Annotated in this window: 21 protein-coding genes; 3 read left to right on the top strand and 18 right to left on the bottom strand. The window is 71.6% G+C overall.

The window, feature by feature from the left end; translation table 11 throughout:
* Positions 1–285: 285 nt before the first annotated feature.
* Positions 286–870 (top strand): DUF4232 domain-containing protein, encoded by a 585-nt coding sequence (locus tag ACFZA0_RS28400; protein ID WP_391022149.1) that lies wholly within the window; start codon positions 286–288, stop codon positions 868–870.
* A 199-nt stretch (positions 871–1,069) separates the two neighbouring features.
* Here ACFZA0_RS28400 and ACFZA0_RS28395 read toward each other — a convergent pair whose 3' ends face one another.
* Complete coding sequence (locus tag ACFZA0_RS28395) at positions 1,070–1,474, bottom strand: nuclear transport factor 2 family protein (RefSeq protein ID WP_391022147.1); 405 nt, start codon at positions 1,472–1,474, stop codon at positions 1,070–1,072.
* Between the two features lie 233 nt (positions 1,475–1,707).
* On the opposite strand from ACFZA0_RS28395, the gene ACFZA0_RS28390 reads away from it, so the two are divergent.
* Complete coding sequence (locus ACFZA0_RS28390) at positions 1,708–2,418, top strand: hypothetical protein (RefSeq protein ID WP_391022145.1); 711 nt, start codon at positions 1,708–1,710, stop codon at positions 2,416–2,418.
* Positions 2,419–2,440: 22 nt separating this feature from the next.
* On the opposite strand, the gene ACFZA0_RS28385 is transcribed toward ACFZA0_RS28390, so the two are convergent.
* The 9 genes from ACFZA0_RS28385 to ACFZA0_RS28345 form a co-directional block, all read right to left on the bottom strand.
* The gene (locus ACFZA0_RS28385; protein WP_391022143.1) at positions 2,441–3,205 is read right to left on the bottom strand and encodes an ATP-binding cassette domain-containing protein; all 765 of its coding nucleotides are present in this window, start codon (positions 3,203–3,205) and stop codon (positions 2,441–2,443) included.
* Complete coding sequence (locus tag ACFZA0_RS28380; RefSeq protein WP_391022141.1) at positions 3,202–4,002, bottom strand: ATP-binding cassette domain-containing protein; 801 nt, start codon at positions 4,000–4,002, stop codon at positions 3,202–3,204. The genes ACFZA0_RS28385 and ACFZA0_RS28380 overlap by 4 nt, the downstream gene beginning before the upstream one ends.
* On the bottom strand, positions 3,999–4,883 hold the full coding sequence (locus tag ACFZA0_RS28375; protein WP_391022138.1) for an ABC transporter permease subunit: 885 nt from the start codon (positions 4,881–4,883) through the stop codon (positions 3,999–4,001). Before ACFZA0_RS28375 ends, ACFZA0_RS28380 begins: the two co-directional genes overlap by 4 nt.
* The gene (locus tag ACFZA0_RS28370) at positions 4,880–5,845 is read right to left on the bottom strand and encodes an ABC transporter permease subunit (RefSeq protein ID WP_391022136.1); all 966 of its coding nucleotides are present in this window, start codon (positions 5,843–5,845) and stop codon (positions 4,880–4,882) included. Before ACFZA0_RS28370 ends, ACFZA0_RS28375 begins: the two co-directional genes overlap by 4 nt.
* Positions 5,845–7,362: an ABC transporter substrate-binding protein gene (locus ACFZA0_RS28365; protein WP_391022134.1), complete on the bottom strand. Its 1,518-nt coding sequence runs from the start codon at positions 7,360–7,362 to the stop codon at positions 5,845–5,847. Before ACFZA0_RS28365 ends, ACFZA0_RS28370 begins: the two co-directional genes overlap by 1 nt.
* Before the next feature lie 79 nt (positions 7,363–7,441).
* Positions 7,442–8,185, bottom strand: coding sequence for a DUF1684 domain-containing protein (locus ACFZA0_RS28360; protein ID WP_391022132.1), 744 nt, complete (start codon positions 8,183–8,185; stop codon positions 7,442–7,444).
* Between the two features lie 296 nt (positions 8,186–8,481).
* Positions 8,482–9,102, bottom strand: coding sequence for a GNAT family N-acetyltransferase (locus ACFZA0_RS28355; protein ID WP_391022130.1), 621 nt, complete (start codon positions 9,100–9,102; stop codon positions 8,482–8,484).
* Positions 9,103–9,154: 52 nt separating this feature from the next.
* Positions 9,155–10,039, bottom strand: a complete 885-nt coding sequence (locus ACFZA0_RS28350) for a GNAT family N-acetyltransferase (protein ID WP_391022128.1) — start codon at positions 10,037–10,039, stop codon at positions 9,155–9,157.
* A 51-nt stretch (positions 10,040–10,090) separates the two neighbouring features.
* Positions 10,091–10,822: an MgtC/SapB family protein gene (locus tag ACFZA0_RS28345; protein WP_391022126.1), complete on the bottom strand. Its 732-nt coding sequence runs from the start codon at positions 10,820–10,822 to the stop codon at positions 10,091–10,093.
* Positions 10,823–11,088: 266 nt separating this feature from the next.
* On the opposite strand from ACFZA0_RS28345, the gene ACFZA0_RS28340 reads away from it, so the two are divergent.
* Complete coding sequence (locus ACFZA0_RS28340) at positions 11,089–11,913, top strand: ATP-binding cassette domain-containing protein (RefSeq protein ID WP_391022124.1); 825 nt, start codon at positions 11,089–11,091, stop codon at positions 11,911–11,913.
* Positions 11,914–12,047: 134 nt separating this feature from the next.
* Here ACFZA0_RS28340 and ACFZA0_RS28335 read toward each other — a convergent pair whose 3' ends face one another.
* The 8 genes from ACFZA0_RS28335 to ACFZA0_RS28300 all read right to left on the bottom strand — a co-directional run bounded on the left by ACFZA0_RS28335 (position 12,048) and on the right by ACFZA0_RS28300 (position 18,903).
* On the bottom strand, positions 12,048–12,692 hold the full coding sequence (locus ACFZA0_RS28335) for a TetR family transcriptional regulator (RefSeq protein ID WP_391022122.1): 645 nt from the start codon (positions 12,690–12,692) through the stop codon (positions 12,048–12,050).
* Between the two features lie 74 nt (positions 12,693–12,766).
* Positions 12,767–13,558: an enoyl-CoA hydratase-related protein gene (locus ACFZA0_RS28330; RefSeq protein ID WP_391022120.1), complete on the bottom strand. Its 792-nt coding sequence runs from the start codon at positions 13,556–13,558 to the stop codon at positions 12,767–12,769.
* Complete coding sequence (locus tag ACFZA0_RS28325; RefSeq protein WP_391022118.1) at positions 13,555–14,817, bottom strand: cytochrome P450; 1,263 nt, start codon at positions 14,815–14,817, stop codon at positions 13,555–13,557. The genes ACFZA0_RS28330 and ACFZA0_RS28325 overlap by 4 nt, the downstream gene beginning before the upstream one ends.
* A 105-nt stretch (positions 14,818–14,922) precedes the next feature.
* A complete protein-coding gene (locus ACFZA0_RS28320) occupies positions 14,923–16,227 on the bottom strand; it encodes a cytochrome P450 (protein ID WP_391022329.1) in 1,305 nt (434 codons plus the stop codon).
* Between the two features lie 127 nt (positions 16,228–16,354).
* Entirely contained in the window at positions 16,355–16,957 is a 603-nt protein-coding gene (locus tag ACFZA0_RS28315) for an ATP/GTP-binding protein (protein ID WP_391022116.1), read from the bottom strand.
* Positions 16,932–17,306, bottom strand: coding sequence for a DUF742 domain-containing protein (locus ACFZA0_RS28310; RefSeq protein ID WP_391022114.1), 375 nt, complete (start codon positions 17,304–17,306; stop codon positions 16,932–16,934). Before ACFZA0_RS28310 ends, ACFZA0_RS28315 begins: the two co-directional genes overlap by 26 nt.
* Positions 17,303–17,704 (bottom strand): roadblock/LC7 domain-containing protein, encoded by a 402-nt coding sequence (locus ACFZA0_RS28305; protein WP_391022111.1) that lies wholly within the window; start codon positions 17,702–17,704, stop codon positions 17,303–17,305. Before ACFZA0_RS28305 ends, ACFZA0_RS28310 begins: the two co-directional genes overlap by 4 nt.
* The gene (locus tag ACFZA0_RS28300; protein ID WP_391022109.1) at positions 17,701–18,903 is read right to left on the bottom strand and encodes an ATP-binding protein; all 1,203 of its coding nucleotides are present in this window, start codon (positions 18,901–18,903) and stop codon (positions 17,701–17,703) included. The genes ACFZA0_RS28305 and ACFZA0_RS28300 overlap by 4 nt, the downstream gene beginning before the upstream one ends.
* Positions 18,904–19,468: the final 565 nt, after the last annotated feature.

Raw genomic sequence — 19,468 nt, 5'->3', positions numbered from 1 at the left:
GGTCGGCCCGGTGGGCACGGCCCCTGAACAGGGGTTCCCCCACACTCGGCCGCATGCGGGAGCCGCCCGCGTGGGACACTCGGATACGAGGCCCTCGCACCTTCCTCCCCTCCCCCACCGCCCGCCTTCCTCGCCTCCCGCTCCCGGCGCGGTCCGCGTGCGCGAACTCGCCGACTTTCTCGGACAACCCGCGAACTTTTCCGCCCTACGCCGCATCGCACCTGATGAAAGGCGCGGCACCGTGGGACGGGCCGCACCGCACGACGCGAGAACGGAGTGTTCGACATGGCTGAGCAGCAGAGCCGGAACAACATCGGTACGGACGCCACTCCCCGGGGCCACGCACGACGGGCGGGCGGGATCGCACTGGCCGTCGCCACCGTCGCGGGGCTCGCCCTGGCGGGCGCGGGAGTCGCCCAGGCAGCGGGCACGAGCGCCGTCCCGACCTGCGCGAACAGCGGGCTGACCGCGTCGTTCGGGCAGCAGCTCGCGGGCGGGATGAACCACGAGGGTGTGGTGCTGAAGCTGACGAACAGCAGCGCTCACACCTGTGCGCTGCGGGGATACCCCGGCCTGGGCCTGGAGGACGCGGGGCACCGTACCCTGCCGTCGTCCGTGCACTGGGGCAGCACCTGGTACGCGGCCGACCCGGGCCGGACCACGCTGACGCTGAAGCCGGGCGCGAGCGTCGAGGCCGTCATAGCGTGGACCCACGCCAACACCGGGACGGCCGACGCCGAACACGCGGCCTACCTCCAGGTGACGCCGCCCGCCTCGACCACGCACAAGACACTGAAGTTCCCGCAGTGGGTCGACAACGGCGACCTGAACGTCACCGCTGTCGCCCCGCACATCACCGTCACTCCGTAACTCCCCTTCTCGGGGCCGGGGTTCGGCCGCCCCGGCCCGCGGGTCGTCCGTGGTGAGCAGCACCGTCGGGCCGATGCCCCACGGTGAGGGCATCGGCCGGCGATCACCAGCACCCGTCGCCCCGCGGCCTCGGCAGGGCGGCGCGTGCTGTACGGGTCGGGTGTCGCCGGGAGTTCGGGGCGGCCGACGACCGGGCCGCTCAGTCCGCGGTCAACGGCCCTCGTCTCGGCCGGACTTGGCGGTGGCTGATCCGCCACCCGGCGGGCCCCCGGACGATCGTGTCCTCGTAGACGACGCTTCCGCACGTCCCGTCGGCGTAGACGCCGATGCCCTTGGAGAGGGCGCTCACCCTGTCGGCCGTCGGGCCGCTCAGCACGATGTTGGTGACGTGGTGGCCCACCGGGTTGCCCTCGCCCAGGGCGAGGGCCGCGTCCCGCAGCGCCCCGACGCCGTGGAGCGGATCCCGGCCGAAGGCGGAGAGGTCGTAGACGACGTCGGCGGCGAACACCTCGTCCAGCCGGTCGAGTTCACCGTTGTCCACCAAGTGGCCGTGCAGTGCGATCAGTTCCGTGACGGTCGTGCGGTCCTCGGTGGTGAAGGCCATGCGTCTCCTCCGTGCTCGACGGGCCCGGCTCGTGCTCGGCGAAATCTACGGCACGTCAAACTGTGTGCACGTGCGCGCAGTTGGGGCGGGCGGGGCCGTCGTGACCTTACGTGCCGGTCCGGCGGAGCCCTTCGGCCAGATCCGTGGCCGAACCTCGTCCAGGGCGGTCCGGAAGGCTCCCGAGCGGGTATGCATGCGGCGCGACGATCCACGCGTGCGTTGGGGGGCTGGCCGTGGTGACGCACCAGTGGGAACCCGCGGCGTCCCGGTCACGGCGTTCGCGCCGCCGCAGGACCGTGGCGCGGCTGCGGGCGCAGGGCCGGTACGGGCCGCAGCTGCGCGAGGTGCTGCCCGCGCTCGTGGGCCTCGTGGTGACGGTGTGCGTCCTGGTGGCGGCGCTGGCGCTGCTGCACCGGTCGCTCGGCGGGAAGGGGCTGCTGCTGGGTCTTGTGCCGCTCGCGGCGGCCGGGGTGCTCGTACGGCGCCGGGCCAGACGTCTCGCGCGGCGCGGACGCGGTTTCTACAGTCGTCAGGAACTGGCCGAACTCGACACGCAGGGGCTGATGCTGGCGGTGTCGCGCATGCTCCGCCGGGACGGCTGGCGGGTGGCGCCGCCCACCTCGTACGGCCGTCCGCAACTGGACGCGCGGGACGCCCGCGGCCGGTCGCTGCACGTCGCCTTCCGTCCGGTGGCGGAGCCGCTGCCGGACGAGGACACGCCGCTGCCCGTGCCGAGCCGGCGCGACGGCCGGGCGCGTCCGCACATCCGGCTCGTGGTGCACCGGGGCTCGTTCACGCACCGGGACCATCTGTGGGCCCGGCACCAGGACGACCTGCACCTCATCGACGGCGACCGGCTCGGGCGCTGGGCACGCGGGACGCCGCTGGCCGAGGTCGACGCGACGGCCGCGCTGCCGCCGGGACGGGCGCCGGACCACGACTGATCGCGACCGGCGACGCACGGGCTCAGACCGGCAACCGCGGCACGCTGTCCAGCAGACGCCGTGTGTACGGGTGTTCCGGTGCGCCCAACACCCTTGCGGTGTCGCCCTGTTCGACCACTCGGCCGCGTTCGAGGACCGCCGTGCGCTCGCACAGGGACGCGACGACCGACAGGTCGTGGGAGACCATGACGAGGGTCAGGCCCTGCTCCTGCTTGAGTTCGGCGAGCAGGTCGACGACCTTGACGCGGGTCGTGACGTCGAGGGCGCTGACGGGTTCGTCGGCGAGCAGGATCCGCGGGTCGCAGACCGTGGCGCGGGCGATGGCGATGCGCTGGCGCTGGCCGCCGGAGAACTCGTGCGGGTAGCGGTCGGCGGTGTCGGCGGGCAGGCCCACCCGTTCCAGGGCGGTGGCCACCTTGGGGGCGGCCCCGGCGCGGCCGTCGATGCCGAGGGAGCGCAGCGGTTCGGCCACGATGGCACCGATCCGGCGGCGCGGGTCCAGGGAGGAGTACGGGTCCTGGAAGACGCACTGCACGCTGCGGCGGAACGCGCGCATCTGGGCGCGGTCGCGCAGGTTCAGTTCGGCTCCGTCGAAGCGGACGCCGCCCTCGGTGGGGCGGGCGAGGCCCAGGAGCAGCCGCAGCAGCGTGGTCTTGCCGGCGCCGGACTCGCCGACGAGGGCGAGGCTCTGTCCGGTCTCGACGGCGAGGGAGACGTCCTCGACGACGTTCGTGGCGCTTCCCCGGTAGCGGAGGGCCGCCCGGTCCAGTTCCAGTACCGGCGTCATGAGGTCCTCCCCAGGTCGAGGGCCGACTCCAGCCGGCGGGCGCTGCCCACCAGGGCCCTGGTGTAGTCCTCGCGCGGCGAGCGGACGATGTCGTGGACGGCGCCCTCCTCGACGGCGCGGCCGTCCTTCATCACGAGGGCGCGGTCGGTGACCTTGGCGACGACGGCGAGGTCGTGGCTGACGAAGAGCACCGACATCTCGCGCTCGCGGACGAGGGAGTCGACGAGGTCGAGCATCTCGGCCTGCACGGACACGTCGAGCGCGGTCGTGGGCTCGTCCGCGATGAGCAGCTTCGGTTCGCAGGCGAGCGCCATCGCGAGGGCGACGCGCTGGCGCTGGCCGCCGGAGATCTCGTGCGGGAACGCCCGGGTGACGCGGTCGGGTTCGGGCAGCCGGACCTGGTCGAGCACCTCCAGGACGGCCTTCTTCAGGGCGGCGCCCTTGATGCCGCGGCGGCGGCCGAGGGGCTCGGCGATCTGCTTGCCGACGCGCATCAGCGGGTCGAGGGCGGTCAGCGGCTCCTGGAAGACGACGGCGGCGTCCCGGCCGCGCACGCCGACGAGGTTCCGCTCACGGGCGCCGACGATCTGGGTGCCGGCGAGTTCGACGCTGCCGGTGACGGTCATGCCCTCGGGGAGCAGGCCGAGCACGGCGAGCGTGGTGAGGGACTTGCCGGAGCCGGACTCGCCGATCAGGCCGAGGCGTTCACCCGCGCCGACGGCGAAGGTGAGGCCGTCGACGAGGGTGCGTCCGTCGGAGCTGCGGACGGTGAGGTCGCGTACGTCGAGGATGGTCACGCGCGCCTCCTGCGGGTCGCCGGGTCGAGGGTGTCGCGCAGGCCGTCGGCGACGAGGTTGACGCCGACGACGAGCAGCACCAGCAGGATGCCGGGGGCGAGCGCGCCGGCCGGGGCGGTGGTGAAGGTCGCCTGTGCCTCCTGGAGCATGCGGCCCCACGAGGCGTTGGGCGGCGGCGCGCCGAGGCCGAGGTAGGAGAGGCCCGCCTCGGCGAGCACGGCGAGGCCGAACTGGAGGGCCAGGTTGACCACGAGGGTGGGCCAGATGTTCGGCAGGACGTGACCGGCGACGATGCGGGGCCAGGACGTGCCGGAGGTGCGCGAGGCGGTGATGTAGTCCTGGGACAGGACGCGCTTGACGAGGATGCGGACCAGCCGGGCGACGACCGCGCTCTGGGCGAGGCCGATCGCGAGGATCGCGGAGCTCAGGGTCGCGGAGCGGGCCGCGACGATCAGCATCGCGAGCAGCAGCGTCGGGAAGGCGATCAGGATGTCGAGGAACGCGGACAGCGTGTCGTCGAGCCAGCCCTGCGCGAACGCGGCGAGCACACCGAGCGTGACCCCGAGCAGGGCGGCGATCAGGACGGACCCGAGGCCGGCCTGCATCGCGATGCGGGCGCCCGTCATGAGCTGGGTGAACAGGTCGCGTCCGAGCTTGTCGGTGCCGAGGAGGTGGCTGGCGCCGGGGCCGTCGAGGCGCCCGCCGGAGGTGTCGTCGGTGGAGTACGGCAGCCAGAAGTACGACACCACGGCCAGCAGCACGATCAGGCCGGTCAGTACGCAGCCGACGACCAGGGTCGCCGACCGGCCGGAGGACGCCTTGGTGCGGCGGGTGCTTCCGGGGGCCGGGACCGCGGTTTCCTTGAGGTCGAGGTCGGTCATCGGCCACCTCCGGAGAGCCTGCCGCGCAGTCGCGGGTCGATGATCCGCTGGACCAGGTCGGCGGCGAAGCCGATCAGCAGGACCGCGAGGGTGGAGACGAACAACACACCCTGGATGACCGGGTAGTCGTGCTGGGAGATGCCGGTGGAGAGCATCGACCCGAGACCCGGCAGCGCGTACACCGACTCGACGACGACGGCGCCGAGGAGGGTGGAGGCGAGTTCGATGCCGAGGATGGAGATCACCGGGACCGACGCGTTGCGCAGGCCGTGGCGCCACATGGCCCGCCCGAAGGACGAGCCCAGCGCGCGGGAGGTGCGCAGGTAGTCGCTGCCCAGCACGTCGAGGGTCGCCGAGCGCACGTAGCGGATCAGGGACGCGCTCATCACGAGGGCGATCGTCACCACGGGCAGGACCAGCGAGCGGAACGCCTCGCCGAAGTCGTCCCAGCCGTCCTGCGGGAAGCCTCCGGCGGGGAGCCAGCCCGCGTTCAGCGCGAACACCGCCACGAGGATCATGCCGAGCCAGAACACCGGTACGGCGATGCCCAGTTGGGACACCCCGCTGAGCAACGCCCCGTACCAGGTGCGCCGCTTGTAGGCGGCGACGAACCCGGCGGGGACGGCGACGATCACGGCGAGGACGAACGCGGCGAGCGTCAGCGGGACGGTGACGTTGAGCCGGGTGACGACCTCGGGGCCCACGGGCAGGGAGCTGACGAACGAGGTACCGAGGTTCCCGCCCGCCAACTGCCCTATCCACGTGGTGAACTGCTGCGGCAGCGGCTTGTCGGAGCCTATGGAGTGCCGGGCCGCCGCGATCTGCTCGGGAGACGCGCCGACCGCGGTGAGCGCGTTGGCGGGGTCCCCGGGCAGCATGCGCAGCAGCACGAACAGCACCACGCTGGCGAGTGCCAGCGACACCACCAGGAAGACCAGACGGCGCGCGAGATAGCGCCCCATCAGTCCTTCTTCTTGATGTCGTAGGCGTAGAACTGCGAGTTGAGGCCGTTGAGCGGGTAGCCCGACAGGTCGGTGTTGGCGACGACGATCTGCGGATACAGGTAGAGCCAGTCGCTGGCCGCGTCCTCGGCGGTCTGGCGGTTGACCTTCTTCAGCAGCTCGGTCTGCTCCGCCGTGGTGGAGGCCGCCTCGGCCTCGTCGACCCACTTGGTGACCTGCTTGTTGTCGTAACCCCAGTAGAAGTCGGGGTTGCCGTACCAGACGAGGTCGCGGTCGTTGACGTGCTCCTGGAGCGTCGCCGTGAAGTCGTGGTTCTGGTAGACCTTCGTGTACCACTCGTCCGCCGTGATCGTGTTGATCTTGACGGTGATACCGACCTTCGCCAGCTCCGACTTCACGAACGTGGCGACCGTGGGGTGCGGGTCGTAGTTCGGGGTGTCGAGGGTGAAGCTGAAGCCGTTCTTGTAACCGGCCTCGGCCAGCAGCTTCTTGGCCTGGGCGGGGTTGTACGGGTTGACGCCCGTCAGGTCCTCGTACCAGGGGTCGGTGGGCGGCACCATCGAGCCGATGAGCTTGCCGTAGCTGCCCCAGATCGACTGGAGGAGCTTCTTGTTGTCGATGGCGGCGTCGACGGCCTTGCGCACCTTGACGTTGTTGAAGGGCTTCGCCTTGTCGTTGAAGGCGAGCAGCAGCTTGGTGGTCGAGTTGCCGTCGTTGACCTTGTAGCTCTGGTTGTTCTTGAACTGGTCGAGGGCGTCGGGCGACTGCTCGCTGGTGACCACGTCGACGGCGTTGGTCAGCAGGGCGTTGTTGAGCGCCGTGGCGTCCTTGTAGTAGTGGAAGACGACTTCCTTGTTCGTGGCGGCGTCGCCCCAGTAGCCGGCGAACCGCTTCAGGCTCAGCGCGGAACCGTGGCTCCACTTGTCCAGCGCGTAGGGGCCGGTGCCGTCCTCGCTCGTCTTCAGGTTCTTCGCCTGGGAGTTGATGATCCAGACGTAGGACAGGTTGTAGACGAAGGAGATCGACTTCTTCGACAGCGTGACCTTGACGGTCTTCGTGTCAGGGGTGGCGACGTCCTTGATGACCGCGAGATTGCTCTTGCGCGCGGACTGCGAGTCCTTGCCGATGACCTTTTCGAGGCTGTACTTGACGTCCGCGCTGGTGAGTTCCTTGCCGCTGTGGAACTTCACGCCGTCGCGCAGGGTGAAGGTGTAGGTGAGGCCGTCGCCGCTGACCTTGTAGTCGGTGGCGAGCTGCTTCTCGACCTTGCCCGCGTCGGTGAGCCTGAACAGGCCCTCGTAGACGTTGCCGTTGAGGGCCTCGGTGACGCCCTGGCCGCCGCCGGCCGTGTTGTCGAGGTTCTGCGGCTCGTACACGGAACCGATGTTGACGGTGGCGTTCTTGTCGTACGTGCCGCCGCTCGCGCCCGAACCGGACCCCCCGCCGCAGGCGGAGAGGGTGACGGCGAGCGCGGCGACGCCGGCTATGGCGTACAGGGACGTCTTCTTTGTACTCATGGCAGAGGGAGCCTTCGTGCTGCGAAGAGAAAAGGGGAGGTGAGCGGTCCGGCGACCGGCACCGCGGCCGGAGTCGCGCTCAGTGCTGCGCGAGGAAGCCGTCGCGGAAGACGGGGAGCTTCTCGCCGGCCTCGACGGGCAGGTGGAAGCGGTTCTGCCGCGGCGGCATCGGACAGTTGTACTGGTCGGAGAAGCCGCAGGGCGGTACGAAGGCCCGGTTGAAGTCGAGCACGACCCGGGCGGGGTCGTCGGTGCGCCGGACGAACAGGAAGCGACCGGCACCGTAGGTGACGGAACCGTTGGTGGGGTCGCCGAAGACGAGCAGCAGCGTGCCGTCGTCGTCGAAGGCGCTGAGGGTGTATTCGCGTCCGTCGACGGTGAGGCTGATGTCACCGGGCACCACGAGGTCGCGGCTGCCGCCGTTGTCGCGGATGTGCTCGAACGAGACCCGGCGCGCACCGGGGACCGCGGTGTACGAGGCCTCCAGCACCCATGCCGGGTCGTACGGGAACGTGTCGGTGCCCTCGAAGTGGCGGATGGCGTCGGACTCGGCGTCCCAGAACCGCAGGCCGTGCTCGGGCTCGCCGGAGACCAGGTCGTTGCGCTCCAGCGTGGTGACCGTCACGGAGCCGGGCAGGCCCGCGCGGGCGGCCTCGACGTCGGGCGTCTCGCCGGCGGGCAGCCAGCGGGTCTCGACGAGGGCGAGGTTGCCGGTGGGGGCCACGAGCGCCTCCCGCCGAGCCGCGCGCCACGCTTCCCAATCCCCCTGGGGATCGGCGGCGGACGGGGCGGTGGTGCTGGTGTGCGACACGGCGGTGCTCATTCGCGTAGGCCGGTGGTGGTCCGGCGGTTGGTCACGCCTCGAATGCGACGCTGCGTGAAGGATGGCCCAAAGCTCATCCTTTATCTTTCATAAGCCCATCTAATGTCAAATACGCCCGCCACATGGTGAGACGCATCCGTCCACTTGGCGGATGGGCCGCTCCGTGGCCCCGGGTTTCCGACCTGCGGCGACGGCGTCCGGCGGGGCCCGCGGACCACGCGGCGCCGTCCGGTACCGGACCCGTTCACCGCCCCGGTGGCGGGCTCGCCCCCGGGGCGGTGCGGGACGGGTCCGGCTCAGCGGGCGGTCGGGCGGCCGAGGTACCAGACCGGTGCCGGGTCGGGCACCGCGAGCTCCTCGAAGCCGAGGCGTTCGTAGAAGGCCCTCGCGGGCTTGTTGGCCCGGGACATGCACAGGTGCACGGCCGGGACGCCCTTGGCGTGCAGGGCGTCGAGGAACTGGTTCATGAGCGCCCTGCCGAACCCGCGGCCCTGCCACTCGGGCAGCAGGTCGATGTGCAAGTGGGCCGGATACACGGCCAGTTCGGGCAGCACCATGCGTTCGGGGCGGTGCAGCAGCACGGCCATCGACTCGCTCGGCGTCGTCGGCTCCCCCGTCGGCGCGGGGAACCTGTCGGCCACCTTCGGCAGCCACCGGGTCCTGAACTCCTCGACGAAACGGGGGGTGTCGGCGGTCCCGAGGACGTAACCCACCGCGTCCCCCCGGCCGTTGTCCAGGACGAAGACGAGGTCCGGCTCCAAGTAGGCGTACGGATGGGCGAAGATCGACGGCAGCAGCTCGTGGTCGGGGACGACGGACGAGGAGTCCTGTCCCTCGTGGCCGGTCCGGACGCAGATGTCGGCGAGTGCCTCGTGGTCGGACGGCCGGTAGGGACGGACATGGGGAAGTGTCGGCATGACGGGATGATCCCAGAAGGAGAGCGCTCTCATAAGGGGCCGCGTCGCCGCGTCACCTCAGCCGCTTCTCGAACCAATGATGGGCGTACGGCTCGTCGTTGAAGGCCGGGACCTCCTCGAAACCGTGCGAGCGGTAGAGCGCGACGGCCGCCGTGAGGGTCCTGTTGGTGTCGAGTCGCAGCAGTTCGCAGCCGTGCGCGCGGGCGCGGTCCTCCAGTTCGCCGAGGAACCGGCGGGCGAGGCCGAGGCCGCGGGCCCCGGGCGCCACCCACATGCGCTTGATCTCGGCGGGCGCGCCCTGCGGCAGCTTCAGCCCGGCGCAGCCGACGGGTTCGCCGTGCAGGCGGGCCAGGACGAACAGACCGTGCGGCGGCCGGAGCGCGCCCGCGTCGGGCAGCAGGCTCCGGGCGGGGTCGAAGCCGGTGTCGAAGGCGTCCTGGAGTTCGGTGAAGTAGGCGCGCAGGCACCACTGGGCGTCGGGGTGGCCGGGATCGACGGCGTCCAGCGTGACGGTGGCCGCGGTGAGCAGCCGGTCGACCTCGGCCATCGCCGTCACCAGGCGGGTGCGCTGGGCCGCGTTGAGCGGGGCGAGGAGCGACGCGGCGAGCTGGTCGCTGCGCCGGTCCAGCAGCGCGCGTTCCGCCCGCCCGGCGTCGGTGAGCCGGACGGTCCGCACGCGGCGGTCGCCGTCGCGCGGTTCCACGGTGACCAGGCCGCCGTCCTCCAGGGACCGCAGCAGGCGGCTGGTGTAACCCGAGTCGAGACCCAGCCGGTCGCGGAGTCCGCGCACGTCGGTGCCGGCGTCGTCGATCTCCCAGAGCAGTCTGGCCTGGCCGAAGGGCCGGTCCCGGCCCAGGTAGTTGTCGTGCAGGACACCCACACGCTCCGTCACGGTGCGGTTGAACCGCCTGACGCCGCCGATCTGCCCCTCGTCCATTCTCTGACTCTAGTCAGAGAATGGACGGAAGGGGAGACGGCTGCCGACTGCCTATTCGTCGTCCGGCTCGGTGGTCAGGTCGACGTCCAGGACGTCCTCGTCGCGGAACAGGTCGGTCGTGAGCTGCGCCGGATCGGCCCGGCCCTCCAGGCGCAGGAAGACCCGGGCGGCGGCGTCGGTGCGGTCCGGCAGCCGGTCCGCCCTGACCTCCAGGATGCGGAAGCCGCGCCGGGTGACCGTCTCCATGAGCTGGGGCAGCAGCGACCGGCCCGTGCGGTAGGTCAGGCGCACCTCGAAGGAGGACATCGCCGTGCCGGGCACCAGCCTGGCGGCGAGCGGGGGGAAGCCCCGGGCGACGAGGAAGTGCAGCGCGGTGACGATCACGGCGAGGATCGGCAGTCCGCCGCCGCAGGCCATGCCCACGGCGGCGGTCAGCCAGATCGTGGCGGCCGTGGTCAGACCGCGCACCGCGTCCCGTCGCACGAAGATCAGGCCGCCGCCGATGAATCCGATCCCGGAGACGATCTGGGCCGCCACCCGCGACGGGTCGAAGGAGACGTTCTCCAGTCCGAGGACGTCACTGAAGCCGTACTGGGAGACCACCATCATCAGCGCGCTCGCGATGCCGACGAGCGTGTGCGTGCGCAGCCCGGCGCTCTTCTGCCGGGCCGCGCGTTCCCAGCCGATGAGGCTCGACAGCACGAGTGCCAGCCCCAGTTCGGACAGTTGTCGCACTCCCTGGCCGTTACCCGGGTCCCACAGCGGGGCCGCAAGCCCTGACATTCCCAGCTCCCCTTTCCCCCCGCGAAGATCGACGGTTCTCGACTCGGACCCCACCCCCGGGTCGGATGGTAGTGATCCGGGGGCGTCCTGGGCCCGCGCCGGGCCACGCTCCGCCGGACCGGTCCGCGCCGGTTCGCGCACGGGCGTCCCCGGGCACGCGCTCCGCCCTGTCCGCGGCTGTCCACGAAACGGACACGGCAGCAGGTCGGTGCAGTGTTCATCTACCGTGCCCGAAGAGGGTCAGACAGGTACGCGGGAGGAGTCCGATGGGCCAGGACACCAAGGGGGACGGGCGCACCGTCGTCGCGCTGGACGACGTCAGCGTGCGCCGGTACACCACCGACCAGGTCATTCTCGACGGCATCGACTGGACGGTCCGCTCGGGCGAGCACTGGGCGCTGCTCGGTGCGAACGGCGCGGGGAAGACGACGCTGCTGCGTCTGGTCGGCGCGCTCATGCATCCGACGACCGGCACCGTGGAGGTGCTCGGCGCCCGGCTCGGCCGGGTGGACGTGCGGGAGCTGCGCGCGCTCATCGGGCTGGTGTCGTCGGCGCAGCGCGTGCCGCAGGACGCGACGGCGTTCGCGGTCGTCCTCACCGGGCACACGGGCACGGTCCAGCCGCTGTGGCGGATGTACGACGACGAGGTCCGCGAGCGGGCCGCCGCGCTGCTGGCCGAGCTGGACATCAAGGACCTCACCGACCGTCCGTACGGGGTGTGTTCGGGCGGTCAGCGCGCGCGGATCCTCATCGCCCGCGCGCTGATGGCCGACCCGGCGCTGCTGCTGCTGGACGAGCCGTTCAACGCGCTGGACCTGCCCTCCCGCGAGGACCTGATCGACGCCCTCGCCCGACTGGCCGCCGGGCGGCCGGAGTTGGCGACGGTCACCGTGACCCACCACCTGGAGGAGCTGTCCCCGGCGATCGGTCACGCGCTGCTGCTGCGCGAGGGCCGGGTGCTCGCCTCCGGTGCCGCCGGGGACGTGCTCACCGAGTCCTGGCTGACGGCCTGCTTCGGGCGGCCGATCGGCGTGAGCCGACGGGACGGCCGCTGGACGGCGTACTCGGTGCAGGGTCGCCCGGCGGAGTAGGCGCCCGTCGGCCACCGGCGCGGCGGACGGCCACGATGCGCCGGCCGGCCCGCCCATGCCGGCCCGCCCATGCCGTCACGCCCCGGCCGGCCCGCGGCCGTCACGCCCCGGCCGTCCGTGCCGCGGTCCGCGGGTCAGCCGGTGCCGGCGGGCGGTCCGTCGGGCGCGGGCCCGCCGGCGCGCAGGGCGGCCAGGCCGGTGTCGAGCGCGGCCTCCAGGTGCGTGATCCGGCCGGTCGACATCAGGATGCTCACGCCGCCCTGCACCCCGGCCAGCAGCGCGGCGGCGGTGCGGTCGGCGTCGAGACCGGGGGCCACGAGGCCGCCCGCCTGCATGCTGCGGACTCCCGCGCGCAGGGCGGCCTCCCACTGTTCGAGGAGACGTCCGGTGACCTCGCGGGCGGCCGGGGTGCTGCGGCCCACCTCGGTGATCAGCATGCCGAGCGGGCAGTTGACGCCCTGCTGTTCGTAGCGCCGGACCACCGCGTCCCGCCAGTCCTGCCACGACTGCCAGCTGTCGAGCCGCCCGAGGTGCGGCTCCTGGTCGGTGAGGACGCGGTCGGCCTCGTGCTCGGCGACCGCGAGCAGCAGTTCGTCCTTGCCGCCGGGGAAGTAGTGGAAGATCTGGCTCTTGCTGGTGGCGGTGCGGGCCCGGATGTCGTCGAGCGTGGCCGCGACCGCGCCGCGCTCGCGGATCTCCGCCGCGGCGCCCTCCACGATCCGGCGGCGCGTGGCGGCGCCCTTCGCGGTCAGCCGGGGCGGCGCCGGTGTGGTGGCCATGGCGGCTCCTCATCCAGTGGACTCGACGGTCCATTCTACGCGCGCCCGCGGCCGGTCCCCGGGGAAGTCCGTGGTTATCGCTCTCGCGCCGCCAGGTGGGCCTGGGACAGCACGCCGCTCATCAGCTCCGCGTCCAGGAAGGACAGATCGCCCTGGCGGGCGGCGCTGCCGTACGCCTGGAGCAGGGTCCGCGTCACGCGGACGGCCGCGGCCGGGCGGCGCAGCACCGGCCTGACCCAGGCCGCCACGGCCTCGTCCAGTTCCCCGGCAGGAACGATTCGCTGGAGTATGGACAGGTCGAACGCCTCGCGCGCCTCGACCGCCCGGCCGCTCAGGACGATCTCCCTGACACGTGCCGGGCCGACCTCGTTGATCAGCCGGGGCAGCAGGCCGCCCCAGGCCACCGGCAGCCCGAGGGCGAGTTCGGGCAGCCGGAACGAGGCGTTCTCCGCCCCGACGCGCAGGTCGCAGGCGAGCGCGAGGGCGAACCCCGCCCCCACCGCGCGGCCCTGCACACGGGCCACCGTGACCGCCGGGTTGTTGGACAGCGCGTCGCAGACCTGCCGGGCGCGGACCCCCGAGGCACGGATGCCGGCGCCCGAGGAGTCGTGGGCGAGGTGGTCGCCGAACTCGGAGCGGTCGCCGCCGAGGCAGAAGTCCTCCCCCGCCCCGGACAGCACCAGGACCCGGACGGAGGGGTCCTGGGTGCGCAGGACCTCGTGGAGCTCGTCGAGGACGTCGTCGGTGACGGCGTTGCCCTCGTCGGGCCGGTTCAGCTCGACGTGCAGCACGGGCCCCTGCTGCACGCATCTCAGGGTCTTCGGCATCGTGCGGAAGGCGGGTATCCCGGTCGGCAGGATGGTCATGTCGTCACTTTCAGGGAGGTCACGCGGCGGAACACCATGCGCGGCGCGTAGACCGGGCCGTCCACCAGCCGCAGGTCGTCGGATCTCTTCATGAGTCCGGTCAGCAGTGCGCGGGCCTCCAGCCGGGCCAGGCCCGCGCCGAGGCAGTAGTGCGCGCCGCCGCCGAAGGTGAGGTGTCCGCCCTTGCGGGACGGGTCGAAGGAGTGCGGGTTCTCGTTGCGGCGGGGGTCGTGGTTGGCGGCGCCGTACAGCACGTGGACCATCTCGTCGCGGGCGACGGGAACGCCCGCGAGGACCGTGTCCCGGCTGGCGACACGGGTGTTGAGGTGGATCGGCGGGTCGTAGCGCAGCACCTCGTCGATGAAGGCGTCGGCCGACTCGGGGCGCTCGCGCAGCAGCGCGGCCTGCTCGGGGTGACGGGCCAGCAGCCAGACCGTGTTGGTGAGCAGGGTCGACGTCGTTTCGAGCGAGGCGATGGTGATGAACATGGTGAGGTCGTAGAGGATCTGGTCGACTGCCGCGCGGTCGCCGGGACTTCGCTCGTCCCAGTGGCGTATCCAGCCGCTGATCGCGTCGTCGCCGGGACGTGCCCGTCTCTCGCGGAGCAACTCGGTGAAGTACTCGCGCATTTCCAGGGTGGCTTGCGCGGAGACCGTCAACTGCGACTTGTTGGGCAGCAGTTCCTGCGCGTAGACCTGTCGGTGGGTGAAGTCGAGTATGCGGTCGTGGTCCTCCCGGGGCAGGCCGAGCCATCCGCCCACCGTGCGGACGGGCAGCCGGTCGGAGACGAGGGACACGACGTCCGCCTCGCCGTGCTCGGCCAGTTCGGCCGCCAGGTCGTCGAGGAGTTCCGTGACGTGCGCCGTGACGGCTGGGGCCATGGCGGCGAGCGTCTCGCGGTCGAACAGGTTGCCCAGCGCGCGCCGTTGGCACGTGTGAGCAGGCGCGTTGAGGCGGGACAGGGTACGGCTCATCTCCCGGGTGGCCGGCGACTGCCAGCGTTCCGGGTTGGGCTGTCTCTCCTGCCAGGCGAAGTCGGGCGCGAGCCAGTCCCTGCCGCGCAGGACCTGGTTGCACACGTCGAACCCGGTGACGAAGTACCCGCCCCAGGGGGCGGGCACGACGTCACCGAGTGCGCGGATCTCGGCCCACACCGGGTGCGGGCTGTTCTGCCCGAGGGGCGAACGCAGGCGGCTGAGAAGCGAGGTGACGGTCCGACGGTCTGTTGGAGTGTCAAGCGGGGCGCCGATGACGGGCACGCGAAGCTCCTTCAGGCTGGGGTTACCAGTACCGGCGGAACCTACCCTTCCTCTCCTGCCTGTCATGCGCCTGTTGATGTTGCTCCCGTCACATGCGGTGCACGCTCAGACACGGAAGACGTCGAGGAAGGTGCTCCAGAAACCCTTCTTCCTGGTGGTCTCCCGCGGCTCGGCGGCCGGGCCGGCGGCCGGGGCCGTGCGCGCCGCGGCCGGCAGGTCCGCCCGGAGGTTCATCCCCGCCGCCATCCGCGTCGCCGGCGTCGGGCTGAACTGCACCGGCAGGGTGTTCAGCGCCCGGTGGAACGGGCCCGGCCGCCACTGGAGTTCGGCCGCAGGCACCGCGAGGGTCAGGTCGGGGAGCGCGTTGAGGATCCGCTCGATCGCGGTGACGGCGATGACCTGCGCGGGGTCCTTCGCGGGGCAGGCGTGCGAGCCGGCACCCCAGGCCAGGTGCGCGCCCTTGCTGCGGGCGCGGCGGGCCTCGGTGAGCGCCGGGTCGGTGTTGGCCGCGGCGAAGCTGATGACGACCGGGGTGTTGGCCTCGGCGCGCACCCCGCCGAGGTCGACGTCCTGCAACGGGTAGTGCGTCGCGTAGTTGGCGATGGGCGGGTTCTCCCACAGCACCTGGTCGATGGCTTCCTCGATCAGCATGCCCGAGCCGCGGCCGGAGGCGTCCCGGGACAGCATCAGCAGCAGGGAGCTGCCGATGAGGTTGCGCTCCGGCTCGACGCCGGCGCCCATCAGCATGACCAACTGGTCCTTCAGCTCACCGTCGTTGAGGCCGGCGGGGTGCTGGATCAGCCAGGACGTGACGTCGTCGCCCGGGGTGCGGCGCTTGATGGCGATGAGCTCCATCAGGCAGGCGGTGAGGTCGTCGTTGGCCCGCATCGCGTCCTTGCCGTCGAAGATGGCGGACATCGAGGTGGTCAGGGTGTCGCCGATGTCGGCCGGGCAGCCGAACAGCTTGTTGAACAGCAACAGCGGCAGCAGCTTGGCGTAGTCGTTGAGCAGGTCGGCACGGCCGCGCTCGCTGAACTGGTCGATCAGGTAGTCGGCGATCGGCTCCACGTCCCGGCGGATCCGGCTGATGTTGAGCCGGGCCAGGCTGTCGGTGACGGCCTTGCGCAGCCGCAGGTGCACCGCGCCGTCCGTGAACAGGCAGTTGGGCCGGTACGCCATCATCGGCAGGACGGGGCTCTCGAGGGAGACGCGCCCCTCGTTCAGCGCGCCCCAGCGGCGGGCGTCGCGGGAGAACAGCGTGGGGTTCTGCAGCACCCGCAGGGCCATCTCGTGCTGCACGACGAGGGTGGCGTCCACACCGGGGGCGAGCTCGACCGGGGCGGCGGGGCCGTTGCCCCGCATCCGGTCGTAGGCCTGCCGCGGGTCCGCGGCGAAGGCGGCGTCGTGCATCGGGCAGGTGGCGCCTGGGGCGGCGGCCGTGTGCTGAGTGTCCATGGGGAGTTCCTTTGTGTTCCCGGGGGTTGGCCGGGCGGGCGCCTGGACGGCGGGTCGGACCGCGTGGCCGTGGGGCGACGGATCAGGCCGCGCGGTCGAGGAGGTGGCGGACCAGGGCGACGAGCGCCGTGGCGGACGATCTCTGGTCACGGGCGTCGCAGTAGACGACGGGGGTGTCCGGAAGCAGGTCGAGGGCTTCGCGGATCTCCTCCTCGCCGTACCGGTCGGCCGTGTCGAAGCTGTTGACGGCGATGGCGTACTCCAGGCCGTACTCGTCGATCAGGTCGATGACGGGGAAGGTCTCCTCCAGCCGCGACGGGTCGACCAGCAGCAGCGCGCCGAGGGCGCCGCGGGCCATGTCCTCCCAGAGCTGCATGAAGCGCTGCTGTCCGGGGGTGCCGAACAGGTACAGCACGAGTTCCTCGCTCAGCGTGAGCCGGCCGAAGTCGAGGGCCACCGTGGTGGTCTTCTTGTCCGTCACCCCCCGCAGGTCGTCCACGTGGGCGGACGCCTGCGTCATCTTCTCCTCGGTGCGCAGCGGGGTGATCTCCGACAGCGAGCCGATGAAGGTCGTCTTGCCCACCGCGAAGTGCCCCACGACGAGGATCTTCGCGGCGGTGGTGACAGCGCTTGAGACGTATATGGAGCCGGTCGACGTCTCAGACGATGAGGGATTCGAGTCCATGCAGAACCTTCTCGAGGGTCGCTCTGTCAACGTTCTGGGCGCGCGGCGGTTCGGCACGGCGCAGGAGGTGTCCCTGCTCGGACAGGTCGGTCAGCAGCAGCCGCGCGACACCGACGGGCAGGGACAGGTGGGCCGCCACCTCGGCGACGGACAGGTAGCCGCCGGCGCACAGTTCCCAGATCGCCCGCACCTCGGGCGAGGACCCGAGCGGGACGGTCTGCTCGGGTGCGACGGTGACCAGGGTGTGCAGGGCCAGTTCGTCCGCTGCGGGCAGCCGTCGCCCGCCGGTGATGACGTACGAGCGGACGAAGTCACTGGTGACCGGCGCTTCCTCGCCGGGCGCCGTCATACGTTGGTACCTGTGTTCTGGCGCGGCGCCGCACTCATCGCCTTGCTGAGGGCGCCCACCGTCTTCTGCATCCGGAACGACATGGTCTCCATGTCGACGTCCAGGGCCGCGGAGACGGCCAGATAGGCACCGCTCCCCGCGGAGATGAGGAAGATCCAGCCGCCGTCGTACTCGATCAGCGTCTGCTTCCACACGCCCCGGCCGAGGCCCACGAAGGGCGCCACCGCCCGGCTCAGCGACTGCATGGAGCTGATGGCGGCCGCGTTGGTCTCGGCGTCGTCGCGCGGGATGTCGTCGGACCTCTGCATCAGCAGGCCGTCGGCGGACACGAGGATCGCGTGGCGGGCCCCGCGCACCTCGAGCACGTCGTTGAGCACCCACGACAGATCGGGATTCACTGGTCCTGAGATCCTTCCGTGTTGTCCGTGTCCCGCCCGAGCTGCGTTCCACGCGCGAACGCCCCGATGCGCAGTGCGGTTACCTGGCTGGTGTCCTTGGAATCGGCGGCGGGCTGGTCCGCCTGCGGTTCCGGTACGGCGGACACGGCCCCACTGCGGCGACGGCGCTTGGGGAGGCCGCCCGCCGTCTTGCCGACGACGAGGGTGGGTCCGGGGACCGAGACCGAGGCGAGGCGCTGCGGCGCCGTCTCCGTCTCGTCGGTGCCGTCCGTCCGGTCGGCGGGTTCGGGCATCTCCGTCGTCAACAGCTCCTCCGGGACACGGATCACCGCGCGGACACCGCCGTACGGGGAGACCGAGTCGGCGGAGACGGAGAACCCGTAGCGTGCGGCGAGCATGCCGCACACCGCGAAACCGAACCTGGGCGGGTCGCCGAGGCCGGTGATGTCCACCGCGCCGTCCGGGGACAGCAGGGCGACCGCACGGTCCTTGGTCTCCTGGCTCATGCCGACACCCGCGTCGTCGATGATCAGGACGATGCCGGTGGGAACGGTCTGGATGTTGACCTCGACCGGTGTTTCCGGGGCGCTGTACTTGGTGGCGTTGTCGAGCAGTTCCGCCAGCACGACGGCGACCGGCTCGACGGCCTTGCTGGTGACGGACACGCTGACCTGGGAGTGCACGCCGACCCGGTCGAAGTCCTTGATCCGGCCCTGCGCGCTGCGGGCGACGTCGTACACGCTGGCGTGCGTGTCACGGCGGCCGAGCCAGCCGCCGCAGAGCACCGAGATGCCCTTCGTGCGCCGGCTGACCTGCGCGCCGGTGTGGTCGACGGACATCAGGTCGGCGAGCACGCCGGTGTCGTTGCCGTACTTCTTCTGCAGCGCGTCGAGGAGGACCTGCTGCTCCTCGGCGAGGGACTGCAGGGTGCCCATCGCGGACTTGAGCACGGCCTTGGTGGCCGCCTCGGCGTCCGCGCGAACGTCAGCGAGCTCCGTGGAGTGCTGGGAGCCGAGCCGGGCGTGGTCCTCGTACAGGCGGCCCAGTTCGTGGCGCGCGGCGTCCTGTTCGCCGCGCAAGGCGCTGTTCTTCCGGCGCAGCGCCATGTTGGTTCTCCGGGCTCGAAGCACTGCGAAGATCGCAGCGACGAGCACAACAAGCAAGATCCACAACAGTGGATCCTGAATCACTGACGTCATGAGACTCTCTTCAAGTCGCCTCGCGAAGGAAGTGCCGACGGTCCGTGGGTCCGGCCGGTCGCCTGACGGCACCCGGTCGCGGACCCTGATGGCGGACCACCACCCACCCCTTCGCGATGGGGCCCTAGAGACTGTCCCCCGTACGCGCACATGACGCGCTTTCAGCCCACTGAAAAGTGGGATGATCTTAACAGTAATCAGGGGGTCAACAGGCCGCCAAGGACGTTCACTTGGCGGCACCTCCACGACCTCTTTCCGAACTCCTTTGGACACCTTGGCCGTTGTCCTTCCAGCACGGTCCGCGGGTCCGCGCCGCGTCCGCCGCCCGTGCCGTACCCGCCGGGGCCCGGTGCGCGGTCCCCGGAGGCGGGCGCGGGTCCGGACGGGCGCAGGGGCACGGCCGCCGGAGGGGGCCGCTGCCCGACGGGTCCGACAGCCGGTGAGCTGGCGCTACGGGCGCGCGGCGGCACCGGCGGCCGGCACCGCGCGGGCACGCAGGGGACACGGACCCGTGCCCGAGGGCGCCGCCGGACGCCCGTGGGCGGGCACCACGGGGACACGTGCC

This window comes from Streptomyces sp. NPDC008150 (assembly GCF_042956945.1).
Taxonomy (GTDB): domain Bacteria; phylum Actinomycetota; class Actinomycetes; order Streptomycetales; family Streptomycetaceae; genus Streptomyces.
Note: the sequence above shows the minus strand (reverse complement) of the source record. Positions and strands in the feature narration are given on the sequence as shown.